We start from the raw sequence: 730 nt of genomic DNA, 5'->3' as shown, positions 1-730 counted from the left end.
ACTTGTGGGATATGTTTAAGATCACTAGGTGTTTTTGGTCTTTCTTTAAGCTCGATTTTGCCTAGCACTTTTTTAACACTGGCAATGAATGATACTGCTTGTGCTCTTGTTAAGTTTGTTTTACCTTCATAGCCTTTAATTGTAGCTGAACTAACGCCACTTGTAAGACCTGTAGCTAACATGAACTGAATTGCATCATTACCAGAGTAATTGTAACCTTGGATACCCACAATAATTTCAGCCACACGAGTACGGTTGATTTTGCCATCACGATTTGTTGCTGTTGGATAATTAAGCTCTTTTACAACTGTGTAGTATGGGTCAGACCATTTTGCTGCACCAGTAGTTGATACTGTAGTAGTGGATGAACGCACTAGCAAAGCGTAAAATTCTGCCTCTGTAACGAGGTTATTTGGCTTAAATGTACCATTAGAGTAACCTGTAATTACGCCATCTTTAACGCCTTGCATGATTGGATTGTAAGCCCAATGTGTGCTAGGTACATCACTGAACGAACTGGTGCTGGCATAGGCAAGGGTACCTCCTATAAGTGAAGATATAATAGATAATGTTAATAGCATTTTGAATAGTTTGTTCATGATCATCTACCTTTCTTATGTCGTTTTCCTAAATCTATTAAAACATGGTAGATTATGTTTTGGCAATGATTAACAAGGACATAGCGAAAACCACCTAGCCTGCGAGGAGGATAGGTGGTTTTCTGTGTTTT

At 38.4% G+C, this 730-nt stretch carries 1 protein-coding gene; it reads right to left on the bottom strand.

All coding sequences use genetic code 11. The features are described 5' to 3' along the window. The coding region (locus AC1TPB_RS24910; protein WP_482078953.1) for an S-layer homology domain-containing protein at positions 1-599 on the bottom strand (599 nt) is incomplete at its 3' end. Positions 600-730: the final 131 nt, after the last annotated feature.

This window comes from Paenibacillus sp. Y951, from assembly GCF_056786395.1.
This window is presented reverse-complemented; position numbering and strand designations above follow the sequence as displayed.